This is a genomic window from Psychrobacter sp. TS_SC_6 (assembly GCF_056156305.1).
Genome location: NZ_CM149590.1, coordinates 2,841,782 through 2,862,899 on the forward strand (window position 1 = coordinate 2,841,782; position 21,118 = coordinate 2,862,899).

2 protein-coding genes, 6 tRNA genes and 9 rRNA genes are annotated in these 21,118 nt (G+C 46.4%); 2 read left to right on the plus strand and 15 right to left on the minus strand.

Annotated features, from left to right (window positions below; translation table 11 throughout):
- Positions 1 to 80 precede the first annotated feature (80 nt).
- Positions 81 to 341 (plus strand): DUF1289 domain-containing protein, encoded by a 261-nt coding sequence (locus AC0J5Y_RS12080; RefSeq protein ID WP_475130911.1) that lies wholly within the window; start codon positions 81 to 83, stop codon positions 339 to 341.
- A 258-nt stretch (positions 342 to 599) separates the two neighbouring features.
- On the opposite strand, the gene rrf (AC0J5Y_RS12085) is transcribed toward AC0J5Y_RS12080, so the two are convergent.
- The 15 genes from rrf (AC0J5Y_RS12085) to AC0J5Y_RS12155 form a co-directional block, all read right to left on the minus strand.
- Positions 600 to 713, minus strand: a 5S ribosomal RNA gene (gene rrf / locus AC0J5Y_RS12085).
- Positions 714 to 893: 180 nt separating this feature from the next.
- Positions 894 to 3,755: ribosomal RNA gene (locus AC0J5Y_RS12090) — 23S ribosomal RNA — on the minus strand.
- A 356-nt stretch (positions 3,756 to 4,111) separates the two neighbouring features.
- Positions 4,112 to 4,187 (minus strand) — tRNA-Ala (locus AC0J5Y_RS12095).
- A gap of 6 nt (positions 4,188 to 4,193) precedes the next feature.
- Positions 4,194 to 4,270: transfer RNA gene (locus AC0J5Y_RS12100), tRNA-Ile, on the minus strand.
- An 85-nt stretch (positions 4,271 to 4,355) separates the two neighbouring features.
- Positions 4,356 to 5,894 (minus strand): 16S ribosomal RNA (locus AC0J5Y_RS12105).
- Positions 5,895 to 6,734: 840 nt separating this feature from the next.
- Positions 6,735 to 6,848, minus strand: a 5S ribosomal RNA gene (gene rrf / locus AC0J5Y_RS12110).
- 180 nt (positions 6,849 to 7,028) lie between these two features.
- Positions 7,029 to 9,890: ribosomal RNA gene (locus tag AC0J5Y_RS12115) — 23S ribosomal RNA — on the minus strand.
- Positions 9,891 to 10,246: 356 nt separating this feature from the next.
- Positions 10,247 to 10,322: transfer RNA gene (locus AC0J5Y_RS12120), tRNA-Ala, on the minus strand.
- 6 nt (positions 10,323 to 10,328) lie between these two features.
- Positions 10,329 to 10,405: transfer RNA gene (locus AC0J5Y_RS12125), tRNA-Ile, on the minus strand.
- Between the two features lie 85 nt (positions 10,406 to 10,490).
- Positions 10,491 to 12,029, minus strand: a 16S ribosomal RNA gene (locus AC0J5Y_RS12130).
- A gap of 840 nt (positions 12,030 to 12,869) precedes the next feature.
- Positions 12,870 to 12,983, minus strand: a 5S ribosomal RNA gene (gene rrf / locus AC0J5Y_RS12135).
- A gap of 180 nt (positions 12,984 to 13,163) precedes the next feature.
- Positions 13,164 to 16,025 (minus strand): 23S ribosomal RNA (locus tag AC0J5Y_RS12140).
- Between the two features lie 356 nt (positions 16,026 to 16,381).
- Positions 16,382 to 16,457, minus strand: a tRNA-Ala gene (locus tag AC0J5Y_RS12145).
- Between the two features lie 6 nt (positions 16,458 to 16,463).
- Positions 16,464 to 16,540 (minus strand) — tRNA-Ile (locus tag AC0J5Y_RS12150).
- 85 nt (positions 16,541 to 16,625) lie between these two features.
- Positions 16,626 to 18,164: ribosomal RNA gene (locus tag AC0J5Y_RS12155) — 16S ribosomal RNA — on the minus strand.
- The 16S, 23S and 5S rRNA genes sit together here with 6 tRNA genes alongside, the layout of an rRNA operon.
- 996 nt (positions 18,165 to 19,160) lie before the next feature.
- Between AC0J5Y_RS12155 and thrS the strand changes: the two genes are divergently transcribed.
- On the plus strand, positions 19,161 to 21,095 hold the full coding sequence (gene thrS / locus AC0J5Y_RS12160) for a threonine--tRNA ligase (RefSeq protein ID WP_475130912.1): 1,935 nt from the start codon (positions 19,161 to 19,163) through the stop codon (positions 21,093 to 21,095).
- Positions 21,096 to 21,118 lie beyond the last annotated feature (23 nt).

Here is a 21,118-nt window from a genome sequence, read left to right on the forward strand (position 1 = left end):
TTCGTTATTTACGACATAATAATGTTTTACAATAAAATGATTCAATTTGAAGGGATAACGATAAACGCGATGGAGCCGCCATGAACCAACAGTTTGAGCTGTTTGAGATTGCCAATCCATGTATTGGTGTCTGCCGAAGCAACAAAAAAGGCTATTGCTTTGGTTGCCTGCGCAGTCGAACGGAACGCCAACGATGGCATAATATGACCACAGAGCAGCAACGCGAAGTGCTGAGGCTTATCGTAGGACGTAAACAGCGTATAGAACAAATGAGACAGCTTAAAGATGAACAGTTAGGATTTGATTTTGAAGACACAGCTGAGGTGGGTAAGCTTTTTTAAAAATCTCATGATAACGCTTTAAAACTGTTATAAGCTTGGATAGTACCTTTAACTTCATGTGATGAAGCTTATTTAACCAGCTGAATAGGTAACGAGATCTAAAAAAACAAACTTAAAGAAGTCTTTAATCTATAGTTTCTAGCTTTCAACACTTCTTCCCAACTAATAAACCAGTATTTTTTACAAACCAAATACCAACCGTCAGGCAAAGAAAACCCCCCATCGCTTTCGCGAAGGGGGGGTTATCTAGGAATAGAGAGCTGACGATGACCTACTCTCACATGGGCGAACCACACTACCATTGGCGCAAAGACGTTTCACTTCTGAGTTCGGGAAGGGATCAGGTGGTTCCGTCTTGCTATTGTCGTCAGCAAAGGGGGTTAGATATGAGTCTGTAGTTGTTATTATGACGTCAAGTTTTAGCTTGTCATCGACCAACTTGTAACCTCACTGAATCAAGGTTAAAGGTGATATCGAAATATATATATTCTAAAGCTTTCGCTTTACAAGATAGATTAATTAGAGCTTTGATACAAACCACTTGGGTGTTGTATGGTCAAGCCAAACGAGCAATTAGTACAGGTTAGCTACATGCATCGCTGCACTTCCACACCCTGCCTATCAACGTCGTAGTCTTCAACGGCTCTTTAGGGAAATCTAATCTTGAGGTGGGCTTCTCGCTTAGATGCTTTCAGCGATTATCCCATCCGAACGTAGCTACCGGGCAATGCCACTGGCGTGACAACCCGAACACCAGAGGTTCGTCCACTCTGGTCCTCTCGTACTAGGAGCAGATCCTCTCAAATTTCCAACGCCCACGGTAGATAGGGACCGAACTGTCTCACGACGTTCTAAACCCAGCTCGCGTACCTCTTTAAATGGCGAACAGCCATACCCTTAGGACCTGCTTCAGCCCTAGGATGAGATGAGCCGACATCGAGGTGCCAAACACCGCCGTCGATATGAACTCTTGGGCGGTATCAGCCTGTTATCCCCAGAGTACCTTTTATCCGTTGAGCGATGGCCCTTCCATACAGAACCACCGGATCACTAAGACCTACTTTCGTACCTGCTCGACTTGTGGGTCTCGCAGTTAAGCGCGCTTTTGCCTTTATACTCTACGACCGATTTCCGACCGGTCTGAGCGCACCTTCGTACTCCTCCGTTACTCTTTAGGAGGAGACCGCCCCAGTCAAACTACCCACCATACATTGTCCTCGGTATTGTTATACCTGAGTTAGAACCCCAACATGACCAGGGTGGTATTTCAAGATTGGCTCCACCGAGACTAGCGTCTCGGCTTCAAAGCCTCCCACCTATCCTGCACAAGTCAGGTCAAAGTTCAATGTAAAGCTGTAGTAAAGGTTCACGGGGTCTTTCCGTCTAGCCGCGGGTACACAGCATCTTCACTGCGATTTCGATTTCACTGAGTCTCTGCTGGAGACAGCGCTGCCATCATTATGTCATTCGTGCAGGTCGGAACTTACCCGACAAGGAATTTCGCTACCTTAGGACCGTTATAGTTACGGCCGCCGTTTACTGGGGCTTCGATCAAGAGCTTCGCTTACGCTAACCCCATCAATTAACCTTCCAGCACCGGGCAGACATCACACCCTATACGTCCACTTTCGTGTTTGCAGAGTGCTGTGTTTTTAATAAACAGTTGCAGCAGCCTGGTATCTGCGACTGCCAACAGCTCAAGGAGCAAGTCCTATCACCATCGGCAGCGTACCTTCTCCCGAAGTTACGGTACCATTTTGCCTAGTTCCTTCAGCAGAGTTCTCTCAAGCGCCTTGGTATTCTCTACCTGATCACCTGTGTCGGTTTAGGGTACGATTCGTTTATAACTATAGCTTAGAAGCTTTTCCTGGAAGCATGGTATTTGCCACTTCGCTGTACAAGTACAGCTTGCTATCAGATCTCAGCATAATGACAGTCCGGATTTGCCTAAACTGTCTGCCTACATCCTTTCACCTGGACAACCAACGCCAGGCTGACATAACCTACTCCGTCCCTCCATCGCATTATAAACAAGTATCGGAATATTAACCGATTTCCCATCGACTACGCCTTTCGGCCTCGCCTTAGGGGTCGACTCACCCAGCCCCGATTAACGTTGGACTGGAACCCTTGATCTTCCGGCGTGCGAGCTTTTCACTCGCATTATCGTTACTCACGTCAGCATTCGCTCTTGTGATACCTCCAGCATGCCTTACGACACACCTTCACAGGCTTACACAACGCTCCCCTACCACTTGAAAACAAATTCAAATCCGCAGCTTCGGCTCCTAGTTTGAGCCCCGTTACATCTTCCGCGCGGGCCGACTCGACTAGTGAGCTATTACGCTTTCTTTAAAGGATGGCTGCTTCTAAGCCAACCTCCTAGCTGTCTATGCCTTCCCACCTCGTTTCCCACTTAACTAGGAATTTGGGGCCTTAGCTGGCGGTCTGGGTTGTTTCCCTCTCCACAATGGACGTTAGCACCCACTGTGTGTCTCCCGGATATCACTCATCGGTATTCGGAGTTTGCATCGGTTTGGTAAGTCGGTATGACCCCCTAGCCGAAACAGTGCTCTACCCCCAATGGTGTTCGTCCGAGGCGCTACCTAAATAGCTTTCGGGGAGAACCAGCTATCACCGAGTTTGATTAGCCTTTCACCCCTATCCACAAGTCATCCCCTAGCTTTTCAACGATAGTGGGTTCGGTCCTCCGGTGTCTGTTACGACACTTTCAACCTGCTCATGGATAGATCACTCGGTTTCGGGTCTATGCCCTGCAACTAAACGCCCTATTAAGACTCGGTTTCCCTACGGCTCCCCTAAACGGTTAACCTTGCTACAGAACATAAGTCGCTGACCCATTATACAAAAGGTACGCAGTCACCCCAATAAATTGAGGCTCCTACTGCTTGTACGCACACGGTTTCAGGTTCTATTTCACTCCCCTCACAGGGGTTCTTTTCGCCTTTCCCTCACGGTACTGGTTCACTATCGGTCAGTCAGGAGTATTTAGCCTTGGAGGATGGTCCCCCCATCTTCAAACAGGATTTCTCGTGTCCCGCCCTACTTAATATGTTAACGCTAATGTTTCGAATACAGGACTATCACCTACTACGGTCAGCTTTCCCACGCTGTTCTTCTACATTAGCATTAATCGGCTTCTCCCCGTTCGCTCGCCGCTACTTGGGGAATCTCATTTGATGTCTTTTCCTAAGGGTACTGAGATGTTTCACTTCCCCTCGTTTGCCTCTTGTACAAGTACAAGATACCTAGCTTATGCTAGGTGGGTTTCCCCATTCAGAAATCTCCGGATCACAGGATATTGCCGCCTCCCCGAAGCTTATCGCAGGCTGTCACGTCTTTCATCGCCTCTGACTGCCAAGGCATCCACCATGTGCGCTTCATTACTTGACCATACAACCCCAAGTAGTCTTTCGACTTCAAAGTGTTATATAAGTCTAATTATGATAACGATATCACCTAATTTTATACGCTTGATTCAGTTCTCTTTACTTTTTTAGCAATCAACCCCTGGGATAACAACTGATGTCGTTAAGGAGCTGATTACTAAGGTTAGAAACAACGCGTGAACACGTGTTCCTAACCCAGACTCATATCTATGTTTTTAAATAGTCTCTATGCTCTCGTCGAGTCACAGATTCTGTATAAAACAGAAAGAAGTAATCATGTTGATATATTGCTATATCAGAATCACTTGTTTCTATTTGATACCTATTTACTTATTAGCATCTAAAGATTCGTTTATTATGTGGTGGAGCCAAACGGAGTCGAACCGTTGACCTCCTGCGTGCAAGGCAGGCGCTCTACCAACTGAGCTATGGCCCCTAATAATGGTAGGCCTGGGCAGACTTGAACTGCCGACCCCCGCGTTATCAACACGGTGCTCTAACCAGCTGAGCTACAGGCCTGTACGAGGCATATACCTCTAGCTAATAAACTAGCTTAAACTAAAGAACAACTTGTTGTGAATTCTTGCTGACCGAATGTCATCTATAAGGAGGTGATCCAGCCGCAGGTTCCCCTACGGCTACCTTGTTACGACTTCACCCCAGTCATCAACCACACCGTGGTGAACGCCTTCCCGAAGGTTAAGCTATCCACTTCTGGTGCAATCAACTCCCATGGTGTGACGGGCGGTGTGTACAAGGCCCGGGAACGTATTCACCGCGGCATTCTGATCCGCGATTACTAGCGATTCCTACTTCATGGAGTCGAGTTGCAGACTCCAATCTGGACTACGATAGGCTTTTTGAGATTCGCATCACATCGCTGTGTAGCTGCCCTCTGTACCTACCATTGTAGCACGTGTGTAGCCCTGGTCGTAAGGGCCATGATGACTTGACGTCGTCCCCGCCTTCCTCCAGTTTGTCACTGGCAGTATCCTTAGAGTTCCCGGCTTAACCCGCTGGTAACTAAGGACAAGGGTTGCGCTCGTTGCGGGACTTAACCCAACATCTCACGACACGAGCTGACGACAGCCATGCAGCACCTGTATTCTAATTCCCGAAGGCACTCCCGCATCTCTGCAGGATTCTAGATATGTCAAGACCAGGTAAGGTTCTTCGCGTTGCATCGAATTAAACCACATGCTCCACCGCTTGTGCGGGCCCCCGTCAATTCATTTGAGTTTTAACCTTGCGGCCGTACTCCCCAGGCGGTCTACTTATTGCGTTAGCTGCGTCACTAAGTCCTCAAGGGACCCAACGACTAGTAGACATCGTTTACGGCGTGGACTACCAGGGTATCTAATCCTGTTTGCTACCCACGCTTTCGAGCCTCAGTGTCAGTATTATGCCAGAAGGCTGCCTTCGCCATCGGTATTCCTCCAGATCTCTACGCATTTCACCGCTACACCTGGAATTCTACCTTCCTCTCACATACTCTAGCTCAACAGTATCAGATGCAGTTCCCAGGTTGAGCCCGGGGATTTCACATCTGACTTATCGAGCCACCTACGCTCCCTTTACGCCCAGTAATTCCGATTAACGCTTGCACCCTCTGTATTACCGCGGCTGCTGGCACAGAGTTAGCCGGTGCTTATTCTGCAGCTAATGTCATCGTCTCCGGGTATTAACCGAAGAGTCTTCTTCACTGCTTAAAGTGCTTTACAACCAAAAGGCCTTCTTCACACACGCGGCATGGCTGGATCAGGGTTTCCCCCATTGTCCAATATTCCCCACTGCTGCCTCCCGTAGGAGTCCGGGCCGTGTCTCAGTCCCGGTGTGGCTGATCATCCTCTCAGACCAGCTACAGATCGTCGCCATGGTAGGCCTTTACCCCACCATCTAGCTAATCCGACTTAGGCTCATCTAATAGCGAGAGCAGTAAACTGCCCCCTTTCTCCCGTAGGTCGTATGCGGTATTAATACGAGTTTCCCCGTGCTATCCCCCACTACTAGGTAGATTCCTAAGTATTACTCACCCGTCCGCCGCTCGACGCCTGATAGCAAGCTATCATCGTTTCCGCTCGACTTGCATGTGTTAAGCCTGCCGCCAGCGTTCAATCTGAGCCATGATCAAACTCTTCAGTTTAATCTTGCTATGAAGCTCTTTAAAGAAGCTTCTAAACTTGGCTCATTTAATCTGGCAAATCGCTAAAAATTATGTTCGTAATGAATTAACTTTGAGTTTTTCTGCTGTCTTAAATGATAATTTTTATAGTTAGAATGACTCCCGAAAAGAGAGTAAAACCAACTTTATTTTTTAACATTCTGAATCAGCAAAAATCCACACAAGTTGTTCTTTAGTTATGCTTTTAAATAATGTCTCTACTGTCGTCCAGTAAGAGTGTTCTTTCTAAATAATTAAACCAATCTGGTTTATCCTATTTAGCAAGCTGACCATCATATCATGTTTTAATAGTCTGTCAACTTCTTTTCTTGATTTGTTTCAACTCGGTAATCTAAGTGATAAGTTGGTTAACTTACTGCCTAGCTTCCTTTGCTGTGGGGCGTATTATATAGATTCTGACAAGGGTGTCAATCGCTTTATGAAAGATTCTTAAACTAATTTCATCAGGTTTTGAATAGTCGATTGTTTTCAATGGGTTAGCGAAAATATTCATTTGGATGGTTTTGACTCTAACTAATAAATATTTAGATAGATCCTCTATTAATCTGAAATTGGAACGCTTTAAAACTGTTATAAGCTTGGATAGTACCTTTAACTTCATGTGATGAAGCTTATTTAACCAGCTGAATAGGTAACGAGATCTAAAAAAACAAACTTAAAGAAGTCTTTAATCTATAGTTTCTAGCTTTCAACACTTCTTCCCAACTAATAAACCAGTATTTTTTACAAACCAAATACCAACCGTCAGGCAAAGAAAACCCCCCATCGCTTTCGCGAAGGGGGGGTTATCTAGGAATAGAGAGCTGACGATGACCTACTCTCACATGGGCGAACCACACTACCATTGGCGCAAAGACGTTTCACTTCTGAGTTCGGGAAGGGATCAGGTGGTTCCGTCTTGCTATTGTCGTCAGCAAAGGGGGTTAGATATGAGTCTGTAGTTGTTATTATGACGTCAAGTTTTAGCTTGTCATCGACCAACTTGTAACCTCACTGAATCAAGGTTAAAGGTGATATCGAAATATATATATTCTAAAGCTTTCGCTTTACAAGATAGATTAATTAGAGCTTTGATACAAACCACTTGGGTGTTGTATGGTCAAGCCAAACGAGCAATTAGTACAGGTTAGCTACATGCATCGCTGCACTTCCACACCCTGCCTATCAACGTCGTAGTCTTCAACGGCTCTTTAGGGAAATCTAATCTTGAGGTGGGCTTCTCGCTTAGATGCTTTCAGCGATTATCCCATCCGAACGTAGCTACCGGGCAATGCCACTGGCGTGACAACCCGAACACCAGAGGTTCGTCCACTCTGGTCCTCTCGTACTAGGAGCAGATCCTCTCAAATTTCCAACGCCCACGGTAGATAGGGACCGAACTGTCTCACGACGTTCTAAACCCAGCTCGCGTACCTCTTTAAATGGCGAACAGCCATACCCTTAGGACCTGCTTCAGCCCTAGGATGAGATGAGCCGACATCGAGGTGCCAAACACCGCCGTCGATATGAACTCTTGGGCGGTATCAGCCTGTTATCCCCAGAGTACCTTTTATCCGTTGAGCGATGGCCCTTCCATACAGAACCACCGGATCACTAAGACCTACTTTCGTACCTGCTCGACTTGTGGGTCTCGCAGTTAAGCGCGCTTTTGCCTTTATACTCTACGACCGATTTCCGACCGGTCTGAGCGCACCTTCGTACTCCTCCGTTACTCTTTAGGAGGAGACCGCCCCAGTCAAACTACCCACCATACATTGTCCTCGGTATTGTTATACCTGAGTTAGAACCCCAACATGACCAGGGTGGTATTTCAAGATTGGCTCCACCGAGACTAGCGTCTCGGCTTCAAAGCCTCCCACCTATCCTGCACAAGTCAGGTCAAAGTTCAATGTAAAGCTGTAGTAAAGGTTCACGGGGTCTTTCCGTCTAGCCGCGGGTACACAGCATCTTCACTGCGATTTCGATTTCACTGAGTCTCTGCTGGAGACAGCGCTGCCATCATTATGTCATTCGTGCAGGTCGGAACTTACCCGACAAGGAATTTCGCTACCTTAGGACCGTTATAGTTACGGCCGCCGTTTACTGGGGCTTCGATCAAGAGCTTCGCTTACGCTAACCCCATCAATTAACCTTCCAGCACCGGGCAGACATCACACCCTATACGTCCACTTTCGTGTTTGCAGAGTGCTGTGTTTTTAATAAACAGTTGCAGCAGCCTGGTATCTGCGACTGCCAACAGCTCAAGGAGCAAGTCCTATCACCATCGGCAGCGTACCTTCTCCCGAAGTTACGGTACCATTTTGCCTAGTTCCTTCAGCAGAGTTCTCTCAAGCGCCTTGGTATTCTCTACCTGATCACCTGTGTCGGTTTAGGGTACGATTCGTTTATAACTATAGCTTAGAAGCTTTTCCTGGAAGCATGGTATTTGCCACTTCGCTGTACAAGTACAGCTTGCTATCAGATCTCAGCATAATGACAGTCCGGATTTGCCTAAACTGTCTGCCTACATCCTTTCACCTGGACAACCAACGCCAGGCTGACATAACCTACTCCGTCCCTCCATCGCATTATAAACAAGTATCGGAATATTAACCGATTTCCCATCGACTACGCCTTTCGGCCTCGCCTTAGGGGTCGACTCACCCAGCCCCGATTAACGTTGGACTGGAACCCTTGATCTTCCGGCGTGCGAGCTTTTCACTCGCATTATCGTTACTCACGTCAGCATTCGCTCTTGTGATACCTCCAGCATGCCTTACGACACACCTTCACAGGCTTACACAACGCTCCCCTACCACTTGAAAACAAATTCAAATCCGCAGCTTCGGCTCCTAGTTTGAGCCCCGTTACATCTTCCGCGCGGGCCGACTCGACTAGTGAGCTATTACGCTTTCTTTAAAGGATGGCTGCTTCTAAGCCAACCTCCTAGCTGTCTATGCCTTCCCACCTCGTTTCCCACTTAACTAGGAATTTGGGGCCTTAGCTGGCGGTCTGGGTTGTTTCCCTCTCCACAATGGACGTTAGCACCCACTGTGTGTCTCCCGGATATCACTCATCGGTATTCGGAGTTTGCATCGGTTTGGTAAGTCGGTATGACCCCCTAGCCGAAACAGTGCTCTACCCCCAATGGTGTTCGTCCGAGGCGCTACCTAAATAGCTTTCGGGGAGAACCAGCTATCACCGAGTTTGATTAGCCTTTCACCCCTATCCACAAGTCATCCCCTAGCTTTTCAACGATAGTGGGTTCGGTCCTCCGGTGTCTGTTACGACACTTTCAACCTGCTCATGGATAGATCACTCGGTTTCGGGTCTATGCCCTGCAACTAAACGCCCTATTAAGACTCGGTTTCCCTACGGCTCCCCTAAACGGTTAACCTTGCTACAGAACATAAGTCGCTGACCCATTATACAAAAGGTACGCAGTCACCCCAATAAATTGAGGCTCCTACTGCTTGTACGCACACGGTTTCAGGTTCTATTTCACTCCCCTCACAGGGGTTCTTTTCGCCTTTCCCTCACGGTACTGGTTCACTATCGGTCAGTCAGGAGTATTTAGCCTTGGAGGATGGTCCCCCCATCTTCAAACAGGATTTCTCGTGTCCCGCCCTACTTAATATGTTAACGCTAATGTTTCGAATACAGGACTATCACCTACTACGGTCAGCTTTCCCACGCTGTTCTTCTACATTAGCATTAATCGGCTTCTCCCCGTTCGCTCGCCGCTACTTGGGGAATCTCATTTGATGTCTTTTCCTAAGGGTACTGAGATGTTTCACTTCCCCTCGTTTGCCTCTTGTACAAGTACAAGATACCTAGCTTATGCTAGGTGGGTTTCCCCATTCAGAAATCTCCGGATCACAGGATATTGCCGCCTCCCCGAAGCTTATCGCAGGCTGTCACGTCTTTCATCGCCTCTGACTGCCAAGGCATCCACCATGTGCGCTTCATTACTTGACCATACAACCCCAAGTAGTCTTTCGACTTCAAAGTGTTATATAAGTCTAATTATGATAACGATATCACCTAATTTTATACGCTTGATTCAGTTCTCTTTACTTTTTTAGCAATCAACCCCTGGGATAACAACTGATGTCGTTAAGGAGCTGATTACTAAGGTTAGAAACAACGCGTGAACACGTGTTCCTAACCCAGACTCATATCTATGTTTTTAAATAGTCTCTATGCTCTCGTCGAGTCACAGATTCTGTATAAAACAGAAAGAAGTAATCATGTTGATATATTGCTATATCAGAATCACTTGTTTCTATTTGATACCTATTTACTTATTAGCATCTAAAGATTCGTTTATTATGTGGTGGAGCCAAACGGAGTCGAACCGTTGACCTCCTGCGTGCAAGGCAGGCGCTCTACCAACTGAGCTATGGCCCCTAATAATGGTAGGCCTGGGCAGACTTGAACTGCCGACCCCCGCGTTATCAACACGGTGCTCTAACCAGCTGAGCTACAGGCCTGTACGAGGCATATACCTCTAGCTAATAAACTAGCTTAAACTAAAGAACAACTTGTTGTGAATTCTTGCTGACCGAATGTCATCTATAAGGAGGTGATCCAGCCGCAGGTTCCCCTACGGCTACCTTGTTACGACTTCACCCCAGTCATCAACCACACCGTGGTGAACGCCTTCCCGAAGGTTAAGCTATCCACTTCTGGTGCAATCAACTCCCATGGTGTGACGGGCGGTGTGTACAAGGCCCGGGAACGTATTCACCGCGGCATTCTGATCCGCGATTACTAGCGATTCCTACTTCATGGAGTCGAGTTGCAGACTCCAATCTGGACTACGATAGGCTTTTTGAGATTCGCATCACATCGCTGTGTAGCTGCCCTCTGTACCTACCATTGTAGCACGTGTGTAGCCCTGGTCGTAAGGGCCATGATGACTTGACGTCGTCCCCGCCTTCCTCCAGTTTGTCACTGGCAGTATCCTTAGAGTTCCCGGCTTAACCCGCTGGTAACTAAGGACAAGGGTTGCGCTCGTTGCGGGACTTAACCCAACATCTCACGACACGAGCTGACGACAGCCATGCAGCACCTGTATTCTAATTCCCGAAGGCACTCCCGCATCTCTGCAGGATTCTAGATATGTCAAGACCAGGTAAGGTTCTTCGCGTTGCATCGAATTAAACCACATGCTCCACCGCTTGTGCGGGCCCCCGTCAATTCATTTGAGTTTTAACCTTGCGGCCGTACTCCCCAGGCGGTCTACTTATTGCGTTAGCTGCGTCACTAAGTCCTCAAGGGACCCAACGACTAGTAGACATCGTTTACGGCGTGGACTACCAGGGTATCTAATCCTGTTTGCTACCCACGCTTTCGAGCCTCAGTGTCAGTATTATGCCAGAAGGCTGCCTTCGCCATCGGTATTCCTCCAGATCTCTACGCATTTCACCGCTACACCTGGAATTCTACCTTCCTCTCACATACTCTAGCTCAACAGTATCAGATGCAGTTCCCAGGTTGAGCCCGGGGATTTCACATCTGACTTATCGAGCCACCTACGCTCCCTTTACGCCCAGTAATTCCGATTAACGCTTGCACCCTCTGTATTACCGCGGCTGCTGGCACAGAGTTAGCCGGTGCTTATTCTGCAGCTAATGTCATCGTCTCCGGGTATTAACCGAAGAGTCTTCTTCACTGCTTAAAGTGCTTTACAACCAAAAGGCCTTCTTCACACACGCGGCATGGCTGGATCAGGGTTTCCCCCATTGTCCAATATTCCCCACTGCTGCCTCCCGTAGGAGTCCGGGCCGTGTCTCAGTCCCGGTGTGGCTGATCATCCTCTCAGACCAGCTACAGATCGTCGCCATGGTAGGCCTTTACCCCACCATCTAGCTAATCCGACTTAGGCTCATCTAATAGCGAGAGCAGTAAACTGCCCCCTTTCTCCCGTAGGTCGTATGCGGTATTAATACGAGTTTCCCCGTGCTATCCCCCACTACTAGGTAGATTCCTAAGTATTACTCACCCGTCCGCCGCTCGACGCCTGATAGCAAGCTATCATCGTTTCCGCTCGACTTGCATGTGTTAAGCCTGCCGCCAGCGTTCAATCTGAGCCATGATCAAACTCTTCAGTTTAATCTTGCTATGAAGCTCTTTAAAGAAGCTTCTAAACTTGGCTCATTTAATCTGGCAAATCGCTAAAAATTATGTTCGTAATGAATTAACTTTGAGTTTTTCTGCTGTCTTAAATGATAATTTTTATAGTTAGAATGACTCCCGAAAAGAGAGTAAAACCAACTTTATTTTTTAACATTCTGAATCAGCAAAAATCCACACAAGTTGTTCTTTAGTTATGCTTTTAAATAATGTCTCTACTGTCGTCCAGTAAGAGTGTTCTTTCTAAATAATTAAACCAATCTGGTTTATCCTATTTAGCAAGCTGACCATCATATCATGTTTTAATAGTCTGTCAACTTCTTTTCTTGATTTGTTTCAACTCGGTAATCTAAGTGATAAGTTGGTTAACTTACTGCCTAGCTTCCTTTGCTGTGGGGCGTATTATATAGATTCTGACAAGGGTGTCAATCGCTTTATGAAAGATTCTTAAACTAATTTCATCAGGTTTTGAATAGTCGATTGTTTTCAATGGGTTAGCGAAAATATTCATTTGGATGGTTTTGACTCTAACTAATAAATATTTAGATAGATCCTCTATTAATCTGAAATTGGAACGCTTTAAAACTGTTATAAGCTTGGATAGTACCTTTAACTTCATGTGATGAAGCTTATTTAACCAGCTGAATAGGTAACGAGATCTAAAAAAACAAACTTAAAGAAGTCTTTAATCTATAGTTTCTAGCTTTCAACACTTCTTCCCAACTAATAAACCAGTATTTTTTACAAACCAAATACCAACCGTCAGGCAAAGAAAACCCCCCATCGCTTTCGCGAAGGGGGGGTTATCTAGGAATAGAGAGCTGACGATGACCTACTCTCACATGGGCGAACCACACTACCATTGGCGCAAAGACGTTTCACTTCTGAGTTCGGGAAGGGATCAGGTGGTTCCGTCTTGCTATTGTCGTCAGCAAAGGGGGTTAGATATGAGTCTGTAGTTGTTATTATGACGTCAAGTTTTAGCTTGTCATCGACCAACTTGTAACCTCACTGAATCAAGGTTAAAGGTGATATCGAAATATATATATTCTAAAGCTTTCGCTTTACAAGATAGATTAATTAGAGCTTTGATACAAACCACTTGGGTGTTGTATGGTCAAGCCAAACGAGCAATTAGTACAGGTTAGCTACATGCATCGCTGCACTTCCACACCCTGCCTATCAACGTCGTAGTCTTCAACGGCTCTTTAGGGAAATCTAATCTTGAGGTGGGCTTCTCGCTTAGATGCTTTCAGCGATTATCCCATCCGAACGTAGCTACCGGGCAATGCCACTGGCGTGACAACCCGAACACCAGAGGTTCGTCCACTCTGGTCCTCTCGTACTAGGAGCAGATCCTCTCAAATTTCCAACGCCCACGGTAGATAGGGACCGAACTGTCTCACGACGTTCTAAACCCAGCTCGCGTACCTCTTTAAATGGCGAACAGCCATACCCTTAGGACCTGCTTCAGCCCTAGGATGAGATGAGCCGACATCGAGGTGCCAAACACCGCCGTCGATATGAACTCTTGGGCGGTATCAGCCTGTTATCCCCAGAGTACCTTTTATCCGTTGAGCGATGGCCCTTCCATACAGAACCACCGGATCACTAAGACCTACTTTCGTACCTGCTCGACTTGTGGGTCTCGCAGTTAAGCGCGCTTTTGCCTTTATACTCTACGACCGATTTCCGACCGGTCTGAGCGCACCTTCGTACTCCTCCGTTACTCTTTAGGAGGAGACCGCCCCAGTCAAACTACCCACCATACATTGTCCTCGGTATTGTTATACCTGAGTTAGAACCCCAACATGACCAGGGTGGTATTTCAAGATTGGCTCCACCGAGACTAGCGTCTCGGCTTCAAAGCCTCCCACCTATCCTGCACAAGTCAGGTCAAAGTTCAATGTAAAGCTGTAGTAAAGGTTCACGGGGTCTTTCCGTCTAGCCGCGGGTACACAGCATCTTCACTGCGATTTCGATTTCACTGAGTCTCTGCTGGAGACAGCGCTGCCATCATTATGTCATTCGTGCAGGTCGGAACTTACCCGACAAGGAATTTCGCTACCTTAGGACCGTTATAGTTACGGCCGCCGTTTACTGGGGCTTCGATCAAGAGCTTCGCTTACGCTAACCCCATCAATTAACCTTCCAGCACCGGGCAGACATCACACCCTATACGTCCACTTTCGTGTTTGCAGAGTGCTGTGTTTTTAATAAACAGTTGCAGCAGCCTGGTATCTGCGACTGCCAACAGCTCAAGGAGCAAGTCCTATCACCATCGGCAGCGTACCTTCTCCCGAAGTTACGGTACCATTTTGCCTAGTTCCTTCAGCAGAGTTCTCTCAAGCGCCTTGGTATTCTCTACCTGATCACCTGTGTCGGTTTAGGGTACGATTCGTTTATAACTATAGCTTAGAAGCTTTTCCTGGAAGCATGGTATTTGCCACTTCGCTGTACAAGTACAGCTTGCTATCAGATCTCAGCATAATGACAGTCCGGATTTGCCTAAACTGTCTGCCTACATCCTTTCACCTGGACAACCAACGCCAGGCTGACATAACCTACTCCGTCCCTCCATCGCATTATAAACAAGTATCGGAATATTAACCGATTTCCCATCGACTACGCCTTTCGGCCTCGCCTTAGGGGTCGACTCACCCAGCCCCGATTAACGTTGGACTGGAACCCTTGATCTTCCGGCGTGCGAGCTTTTCACTCGCATTATCGTTACTCACGTCAGCATTCGCTCTTGTGATACCTCCAGCATGCCTTACGACACACCTTCACAGGCTTACACAACGCTCCCCTACCACTTGAAAACAAATTCAAATCCGCAGCTTCGGCTCCTAGTTTGAGCCCCGTTACATCTTCCGCGCGGGCCGACTCGACTAGTGAGCTATTACGCTTTCTTTAAAGGATGGCTGCTTCTAAGCCAACCTCCTAGCTGTCTATGCCTTCCCACCTCGTTTCCCACTTAACTAGGAATTTGGGGCCTTAGCTGGCGGTCTGGGTTGTTTCCCTCTCCACAATGGACGTTAGCACCCACTGTGTGTCTCCCGGATATCACTCATCGGTATTCGGAGTTTGCATCGGTTTGGTAAGTCGGTATGACCCCCTAGCCGAAACAGTGCTCTACCCCCAATGGTGTTCGTCCGAGGCGCTACCTAAATAGCTTTCGGGGAGAACCAGCTATCACCGAGTTTGATTAGCCTTTCACCCCTATCCACAAGTCATCCCCTAGCTTTTCAACGATAGTGGGTTCGGTCCTCCGGTGTCTGTTACGACACTTTCAACCTGCTCATGGATAGATCACTCGGTTTCGGGTCTATGCCCTGCAACTAAACGCCCTATTAAGACTCGGTTTCCCTACGGCTCCCCTAAACGGTTAACCTTGCTACAGAACATAAGTCGCTGACCCATTATACAAAAGGTACGCAGTCACCCCAATAAATTGAGGCTCCTACTGCTTGTACGCACACGGTTTCAGGTTCTATTTCACTCCCCTCACAGGGGTTCTTTTCGCCTTTCCCTCACGGTACTGGTTCACTATCGGTCAGTCAGGAGTATTTAGCCTTGGAGGATGGTCCCCCCATCTTCAAACAGGATTTCTCGTGTCCCGCCCTACTTAATATGTTAACGCTAATGTTTCGAATACAGGACTATCACCTACTACGGTCAGCTTTCCCACGCTGTTCTTCTACATTAGCATTAATCGGCTTCTCCCCGTTCGCTCGCCGCTACTTGGGGAATCTCATTTGATGTCTTTTCCTAAGGGTACTGAGATGTTTCACTTCCCCTCGTTTGCCTCTTGTACAAGTACAAGATACCTAGCTTATGCTAGGTGGGTTTCCCCATTCAGAAATCTCCGGATCACAGGATATTGCCGCCTCCCCGAAGCTTATCGCAGGCTGTCACGTCTTTCATCGCCTCTGACTGCCAAGGCATCCACCATGTGCGCTTCATTACTTGACCATACAACCCCAAGTAGTCTTTCGACTTCAAAGTGTTATATAAGTCTAATTATGATAACGATATCACCTAATTTTATACGCTTGATTCAGTTCTCTTTACTTTTTTAGCAATCAACCCCTGGGATAACAACTGATGTCGTTAAGGAGCTGATTACTAAGGTTAGAAACAACGCGTGAACACGTGTTCCTAACCCAGACTCATATCTATGTTTTTAAATAGTCTCTATGCTCTCGTCGAGTCACAGATTCTGTATAAAACAGAAAGAAGTAATCATGTTGATATATTGCTATATCAGAATCACTTGTTTCTATTTGATACCTATTTACTTATTAGCATCTAAAGATTCGTTTATTATGTGGTGGAGCCAAACGGAGTCGAACCGTTGACCTCCTGCGTGCAAGGCAGGCGCTCTACCAACTGAGCTATGGCCCCTAATAATGGTAGGCCTGGGCAGACTTGAACTGCCGACCCCCGCGTTATCAACACGGTGCTCTAACCAGCTGAGCTACAGGCCTGTACGAGGCATATACCTCTAGCTAATAAACTAGCTTAAACTAAAGAACAACTTGTTGTGAATTCTTGCTGACCGAATGTCATCTATAAGGAGGTGATCCAGCCGCAGGTTCCCCTACGGCTACCTTGTTACGACTTCACCCCAGTCATCAACCACACCGTGGTGAACGCCTTCCCGAAGGTTAAGCTATCCACTTCTGGTGCAATCAACTCCCATGGTGTGACGGGCGGTGTGTACAAGGCCCGGGAACGTATTCACCGCGGCATTCTGATCCGCGATTACTAGCGATTCCTACTTCATGGAGTCGAGTTGCAGACTCCAATCTGGACTACGATAGGCTTTTTGAGATTCGCATCACATCGCTGTGTAGCTGCCCTCTGTACCTACCATTGTAGCACGTGTGTAGCCCTGGTCGTAAGGGCCATGATGACTTGACGTCGTCCCCGCCTTCCTCCAGTTTGTCACTGGCAGTATCCTTAGAGTTCCCGGCTTAACCCGCTGGTAACTAAGGACAAGGGTTGCGCTCGTTGCGGGACTTAACCCAACATCTCACGACACGAGCTGACGACAGCCATGCAGCACCTGTATTCTAATTCCCGAAGGCACTCCCGCATCTCTGCAGGATTCTAGATATGTCAAGACCAGGTAAGGTTCTTCGCGTTGCATCGAATTAAACCACATGCTCCACCGCTTGTGCGGGCCCCCGTCAATTCATTTGAGTTTTAACCTTGCGGCCGTACTCCCCAGGCGGTCTACTTATTGCGTTAGCTGCGTCACTAAGTCCTCAAGGGACCCAACGACTAGTAGACATCGTTTACGGCGTGGACTACCAGGGTATCTAATCCTGTTTGCTACCCACGCTTTCGAGCCTCAGTGTCAGTATTATGCCAGAAGGCTGCCTTCGCCATCGGTATTCCTCCAGATCTCTACGCATTTCACCGCTACACCTGGAATTCTACCTTCCTCTCACATACTCTAGCTCAACAGTATCAGATGCAGTTCCCAGGTTGAGCCCGGGGATTTCACATCTGACTTATCGAGCCACCTACGCTCCCTTTACGCCCAGTAATTCCGATTAACGCTTGCACCCTCTGTATTACCGCGGCTGCTGGCACAGAGTTAGCCGGTGCTTATTCTGCAGCTAATGTCATCGTCTCCGGGTATTAACCGAAGAGTCTTCTTCACTGCTTAAAGTGCTTTACAACCAAAAGGCCTTCTTCACACACGCGGCATGGCTGGATCAGGGTTTCCCCCATTGTCCAATATTCCCCACTGCTGCCTCCCGTAGGAGTCCGGGCCGTGTCTCAGTCCCGGTGTGGCTGATCATCCTCTCAGACCAGCTACAGATCGTCGCCATGGTAGGCCTTTACCCCACCATCTAGCTAATCCGACTTAGGCTCATCTAATAGCGAGAGCAGTAAACTGCCCCCTTTCTCCCGTAGGTCGTATGCGGTATTAATACGAGTTTCCCCGTGCTATCCCCCACTACTAGGTAGATTCCTAAGTATTACTCACCCGTCCGCCGCTCGACGCCTGATAGCAAGCTATCATCGTTTCCGCTCGACTTGCATGTGTTAAGCCTGCCGCCAGCGTTCAATCTGAGCCATGATCAAACTCTTCAGTTTAATCTTGCTATGAAGCTCTTTAAAGAAGCTTCTAAACTTGGCTCATTTAATCTGGCAAATCGCTAAAAATTATGTTCGTAATGAATTAACTTTGAGTTTTTCTGCTGTCTTAAATGATAATTTTTATAGTTAGAATGACTCCCGAAAAGAGAGTAAAACCAACTTTATTTTTTAACATTCTGAATCAGCAAAAATCCACACAAGTTGTTCTTTAGTTATGCTTTTAAATAATGTCTCTACTGTCGTCCAGTAAGAGTGTTCTTTCTAAATAATTAAACCAATCTGGTTTATCCTATTTAGCAAGCTGACCATCATATCATGTTTTAATAGTCTGTCAACTTCTTTTCTTGATTTGTTTCAACTCGGTAATCTAAGTGATAAGTTGGTTAACTTACTGCCTAGCTTCCTTTGCTGTGGGGCGTATTATATAGATTCTGACAAGGGTGTCAATCGCTTTATGAAAGATTCTTAAACTAATTTCATCAGGTTTTGAATAGTCGATTGTTTTCAATGGGTTAAGCAGTTAGTTGACTTTACTATTTCCAAATCATGTTGTAAATAGACTTTGACTCTATGAATATTCTATCTAATTTCCTTCCCACTGTTTGTTCAACGCCGTCATCAACTTACTTTAATAGCCGCTTTTATCACTAAACAACCTTTTATTTGATTGTATTGATATTGGAACATAAAGCACCTATATATGAAAACTGATCAATGACTATATAGAAGGCTATTCATAACTGCCACTATTCCCTAGCTATCTAGTGTTGATAAGTAGTTTTTGCTATAATAGCTGACTTTATAATATTACTTAATGGTGCTTCTTATAAGTCCTTGTAGTTCAAAGTTTGCTTATCTGGACTTTATGCCTTTAGGTAATACCTATCTCTTACAACATATCATAGCAATTAGATATAATTGACGTAGTCTTACGGTTATATGATTGATGGTTGCAATCATCACTGCCAACGGACGCAAAAAGGTGAATAGATTATGGTAGCGATTACTTTACCCGATGGTAGCGTAAAAAACTTCGAAGGCAATACAACGGTCATGGAAGTGGCGCAAAGTATTGGGACAGGACTTGCTAAAGCGACGGTTGCTGGACGTGTAGATGGTCAGTTGGTAGATGCGCACGATCCTATTGTTGCAGATGCGAGAGTTGAAATCGTAACGCCAAAAGATGATGACGGTGTCGATATTATTCGCCATTCTTGTGCTCACCTATTAGGTCATGCAGTCAAGCAACTCTATCCTGATGTAAAAATGGTGATTGGTCCCGTTATCGATGACGGTTTTTATTATGATATCTATAGTAAGACGCCGTTTACGCCTGAGCATATGGCAGCTATTGAAAAACGTATGATGGAGCTGATTAAGCAAGATTATGACGTTATCAAAAAAATGACGCCACGTGCTGAGGCTATTGAGATATTTCAGTCACGTGGTGAAGACTATAAACTTAAACTGATTAATGATATGCCGAGTGAAGAGGCTTTTGGGTTATATCATCATCAAGAATATGTCGATATGTGCCGTGGTCCGCATGTACCAAACACCCGCTTCTTAAAAGTCTTTAAACTGACCAAAATGTCAGGTGCTTATTGGCGCGGTGATGCTAAGAACGAACAGCTACAACGTATTTATGGTACAGCGTGGGCGGATAAGAAAGATTTAAAAGCGTATATTCAGCGTATCGAAGAAGCCGAAAAACGTGACCATCGTAAAATTGGTAAAGCGTTAAATCTGTTCCATATGCAAGAACAAGCGCCGGGCATGGTGTTTTGGCATCCGAACGGCTGGACGATTTATCAAGTACTTGAGCAATATATGCGTAAAGTACAATACGATAATGGTTATGAAGAGATCAAAACGCCACAGATCGTTGATCGTAGTTTGTGGGAGCGTTCTGGACATTGGGGAAACTATGCGACCAATATGTTTACCACTTCGAGCGAAAATCGCGATTATGCCGTAAAACCCATGAACTGTCCTTGTCACGTGCAAGTCTTTAACCAAGGCTTAAAATCTTACCGTGACTTGCCACTACGTATGGCAGAGTTTGGCTCATGTCATCGAAACGAGCCATCAGGTTCGCTCCATGGTTTGATGCGGGTTCGCGGTTTTACTCAAGACGATGCGCATATCTTCTGTACGCAGTCGCAAATCCAGCAAGAAGTTGCTGATTTTATTAAGCTGACCCTTGCTGTTTATGAAGACTTTGGGTTTGATAATATCATTATGAAACTCTCGACCCGTCCTGAAAAACGTGTCGGCAGCGATGAGTCTTGGGATTTTGCAGAAAAAGCGCTAGCGGATGCATTAGATAGTTCAGGTCTTGATTGGGATTATCTCCCAGGTGAAGGTGCATTTTATGGCCCGAAGATTGAGTTTAGTCTCAAAGACTCTTTAGGACGTGTGTGGCAGTGTGGCACCATTCAGGTTGATCCAAACATGCCTGAACGCCTTGATGCAGAATTTGTCAATGAGCAAAACGAGCGCGAAGTACCGATTATGTTGCACCGTGCCATCTTGGGTTCATTTGAGCGCTTTATCGGTATTTTGATTGAGAACTATGCTGGTTGGATGCCAGTATGGCTAGCACCGCAACAAGTGGTAGTCATGAATATCACAGATAAACAGGCAGATGCGTGTGAAAATGTGGTCAATGAGTTGAAAAAAGCAGGCTTACGCGCCATTAGTGACTTGCGTAACGAAAAAATTGGATTTAAGATACGAGAGAAAACATTAGAACGTATTCCCTATATGCTAGTATTAGGGGATAAAGAAGTCGAATCAGGCAGCGTCAACGTCAGGACTCGCGAAGGCGAAAATCTAGGCGTGATGAGTGTCGCTGAATTTATCACATTAGTAGAAGCAGCTGTTGCTGAAAAAGGCCGACAGATCCCAAAAATAGATCAGGAGTAATACCTATTAAACAGTCAAACCGT